General features: G+C 52.0%; 4 protein-coding genes. All 4 read right to left on the bottom strand.

Features of this window, described 5'->3' with window-relative positions; translation table 11 throughout:
- Nucleotides 1-194 precede the first annotated feature (194 nt).
- On the bottom strand, nt 195-2,096 hold the full coding sequence (gene dxs / locus Q7J88_RS01790; RefSeq protein WP_369681948.1) for a 1-deoxy-D-xylulose-5-phosphate synthase: 1,902 nt from the start codon (nt 2,094-2,096) through the stop codon (nt 195-197).
- Between the two features lie 65 nt (nt 2,097-2,161).
- Nucleotides 2,162-3,064, bottom strand: coding sequence for a polyprenyl synthetase family protein (locus tag Q7J88_RS01785; RefSeq protein WP_369681947.1), 903 nt, complete (start codon nt 3,062-3,064; stop codon nt 2,162-2,164).
- Nucleotides 3,054-3,284, bottom strand: coding sequence for an exodeoxyribonuclease VII small subunit (xseB, locus tag Q7J88_RS01780; protein WP_303720435.1), 231 nt, complete (start codon nt 3,282-3,284; stop codon nt 3,054-3,056). The genes Q7J88_RS01785 and xseB overlap by 11 nt, the downstream gene beginning before the upstream one ends.
- Nucleotides 3,285-3,366: 82 nt before the next feature.
- A partial coding sequence (locus Q7J88_RS01775; protein ID WP_303720434.1) for an exodeoxyribonuclease VII large subunit occupies nt 3,367-3,817 on the bottom strand: 451 nt, incomplete at its 5' end.

Below are 3,817 nucleotides of genomic sequence, written 5' to 3'. Positions count from 1 at the left end.
AACCCGCGCATATCAGAGGGATCAAACGTCGCCATAAGATCCCGTCTCTGCCTGTGTCCTGAGGCTATTGAACAACAACACCCTTTTAGACAAGGGATTGGTCGGCTATTTTCTGATTGACGACTGACAGACATATCAGATTTTAAAGGCTCAATGCTACCAGAGAGAATCCGCTAATCTTGAGCCTTTGCAATTCAACCAGCTGATAATTGTGCCTGAATTGCAACCAAGGCCTTTTTTACCGTAACAACCAGGCCATCGGCATCTATGCCAAGCTGAGTACGAAGTTCAGCCTGTGTCCCCTGCTCAACAAAGTGATCGGGGATACCGACCCGCACAACCGGCAGCGGCAAACCGGAATCGTTCAACAGCTCAAGCACAGCACTGCCAAAACCTCCCTGCAAGGCGTTTTCTTCGGCAGTCACTACAAACGGCACCTTGGCGGCCTGGGTTAGTATCAAATCTCGATCAAGCGGTTTAACGAATCGGGCATCGACAACACTGATCTCGATCCCTTCCCCAGACATAATCTTGGCTGCCTCCAACGCCTCGCCAACCATCACTCCGACCGCTATGATCAGGCCATCACTCCCTGCCCGCAGCAGTTCTCCTTTGCCGATCGTAAGCGGCTCGATTTTACCCTCCAGTGGCAGGCCCACCCCACTGCCTCGCGGATAACGATAAGCGAAAGGACCGTCAGCCAAGGTCGCAGTTTTCATCAACCGACGCAGTTCAACCTCATTGCGCGGCACAGCAAAGGTCAAGTTCGGAATATGCCGCATAAAAGAAAGGTCGAATACGCCGTGGTGTGTCGGGCCATCGGCTCCTACCAGCCCGCCACGGTCCATGGCAAAAGTAACCGGTAAGTTCTGCTGACAAACGTCATGCAGAAGCTGATCGTAAGCGCGCTGCATAAAGGTGGAATAGATGGTCACCACCGGCCGCAACCCGCGACAGGCCAGACCGGCGGCAAAGGTAACGGCGTGCTGTTCGGCAATACCGACATCGAAAAAACGCTCTGGGTAGGTCTCAGCAAAACGGTTCAGCCCCGTCCCTTCGGCCATCGCCGCCGTGATCGCAATGACCCGATCATCCTCAGCAGCCAGTTCCACCAAAGTATCACCAAATACTCCGGTATAAGATACCGCTCCGCCCAGCTTACCTGATTTGATCTCACCACTTACAGGGTCAAAAGGCCCCACCCCATGATATTTGGGAGGATTCTGTTCAGCTGGTTCAAACCCCTTCCCTTTTTTAGTCGCAACATGCAGCAACACCGGGCCCTTGATGTTGGAAACATTCTCCAGAGTTACCATCAGTTCATCCAGATTATGACCATCGATCGGACCGAAATAATCGAAACCGAAACCTTCGAAAAGCATCCCCGGCGTGATAAACCCTTTCAATGATTCTTCAGCACGCTTGGCTATATTCACCAGTTCCTTACCGAAACCGGGCACATGGCTGAGAAAGTTTTCGGTTTCTTTTTTAAAACGAATGAATGCATCAGATGAGAGCTTCCGGCTCAAGAAGGAGGAAAGTGCACCGACATTCTGTGATATAGACATTTCGTTGTCATTTAGAATAACGACTAGTTTCTGTTTCAAGTGCCCCGCATGATTGAGTCCCTCGAATGCCATTCCAGCGGTCAAGGAACCATCGCCGATCACGGCGATAACCTTATTATCTCCACCAAGGATGTCCTGCCCGGCAGCCATTCCTAGAGCGGCCGAAATCGAAGTACTGGAATGCCCGACATCGAAGGAGTCATGTTCACTCTCACTCCGCTTCGGGAAACCGCTGATCCCATTGAACCGCCGCAAGGTATGAAAGCGGTCCAAACGACCAGTCAGCAGCTTATGTGCATAGGCCTGATGGCCGACATCCCAGATTATTTTATCCTCAGGAGAATTAAACACCCTGTGCAAAGCAATGCTCAGTTCGACAACACCGAGCGAACTGCCGAGATGCCCGCCGTTCTCAGCAACTGTTGCTACGATCTGCTCACGCAACTCTTTAGCCAACTGTAACAATTCCCCTTTGCTAAGTTGCTTTAGCTCAGCAGGTGATTTCAATTCAGATAAAATACTGCCCATAACCTCACCTTCAACTTCTGTCATCGCCATCCTGCCCGCCGCTTTGGATGCGACAAAAGTTACTCTCAAAAAGATCGATCAACAATATAACTGGCGATCTCGCGCAAAGGGCGCGCCGACTCGCCAAATACATCTAGTGAAGAGAATGCCAACTTTCTCAATTCACGTGCTCTTTCTCGAGCGCCATCAAGACCCAGCAGCGCCGGATAAGTTGCTTTCTTACGTTCTTGATCGCTGCCAACATCCTTGCCCAGTTCATCTTGATCAGCAACAATATCAAGAATGTCGTCGGCGACCTGAAAAGCCAAACCAGCAGCCTCCCCATAACGGCAAAGAGCCCGACGCTGTTCTGCGTCCGCCCCACCGATAATCGCCCCAATTTCGATCGCCGCCAGGATCAAAGCTCCTGTTTTATGCGTATGGATATACTCTAGAGTCGGTAGGTCGACCTCCTTCCCTTCCGACTCCATATCGACAACCTGACCGCCTACCATGCCACGTGAACCGGCATTACGAGCCAACAGATTGATCACTTCCCGGCGTTTTTCTCCATCTAAATCGGTAAAAACCCGCGGGCTGGAGAGCAGGATAAAGGCTTCGGTCAACAATCCATCTCCAGCCAGAATCGCTTTCGCCTCTCCGTAGGCCTTGTGATTGGACGGTTTGCCGCGCCGAAAGTCGTCATCATCCATTGCCGGCAAATCATCATGAATCAGCGAATAGCTGTGGATCATCTCGATTGCGCAGGCGGCAGGCAAAACCTGCTTTGGGGTACCACCAACCGCCTCGCAGGCAGCCATCATCAACACCGGGCGAATGCGTTTCCCGCCAGCGAAAACCGAGTAACGCATCGCCTCATGCAGACTGGCCGGCAAGGTTTCGGTGCCAGGCAGATACAGATCGAGGGCAGACTCGGTCAGATGAATCCGTTCCTTCAAGTAAGGGTCAAGCTGCCAATCATTGCTCATCATCAAATGCCTCGGACTGTAAACTGCCATCAGCCTGCTTCAGTAACTGCTCGACCTGCAGTTCAACATCCTGCAATGCCTTGCGGCAGAGTTCCGCTTGCTGAACCCCATCGGAGAATACCTGCAGCGCCTCATCAAGCGACAAGTCGCCGTTCTCCAGCTGGTTAACGGCCCTTTCCAGATCAATTAGAGCTGCTTCAAAACCCTTTTTATCTGCCATCTAGACCTATCCTGCTCATTAATTTCAAAAGTTCAATTATCGCCAGCCAGCAACTCTGGCGTCAAGTTCTTTCCCTCACCCGTCACTTCTTTTCTGGTTTTCCTGACTCCACCTTTACAAACAGCTCTCCCTTAGCCAGTTTGACTTCGAGGTGTTCATCAACAACAACCTGCTGCTCATCCCTAACGACTCCACCTGTTTTGTAACTCCGAACGATGGCATAGCCACGACTGAGTACCGCCAACGGGGAAAGTGCATCCAGACGGCCGCATAATACCGACAAGAACTCTTTGCGGCGGTTCAGGGTCATTGAAATCGCCTGCTGCAGGCGATGTTGCAACTGCTGCAGCCGTATTCGTTGATAGCGAACCTGTTCAAGCGGCGATTTAAGGCGCTTCTCCAGCCCCTGCAGACGGATTTGCAACAGCTGGAGCCGCGAATGCATCTGCTTGCCAAGCCGTATGACCAGTTGATCAAGGTGGCGCTCCAAATCGAGCCGGTTTCGCACTACAAGCTCTGCAGCGGCACTCGGC

Source organism: Malonomonas rubra (genome assembly GCF_003247215.1).
Lineage (GTDB): Bacteria > Desulfobacterota > Desulfuromonadia > Desulfuromonadales > Geopsychrobacteraceae > Malonomonas > Malonomonas rubra_A.
This window is presented reverse-complemented; position numbering and strand designations above follow the sequence as displayed.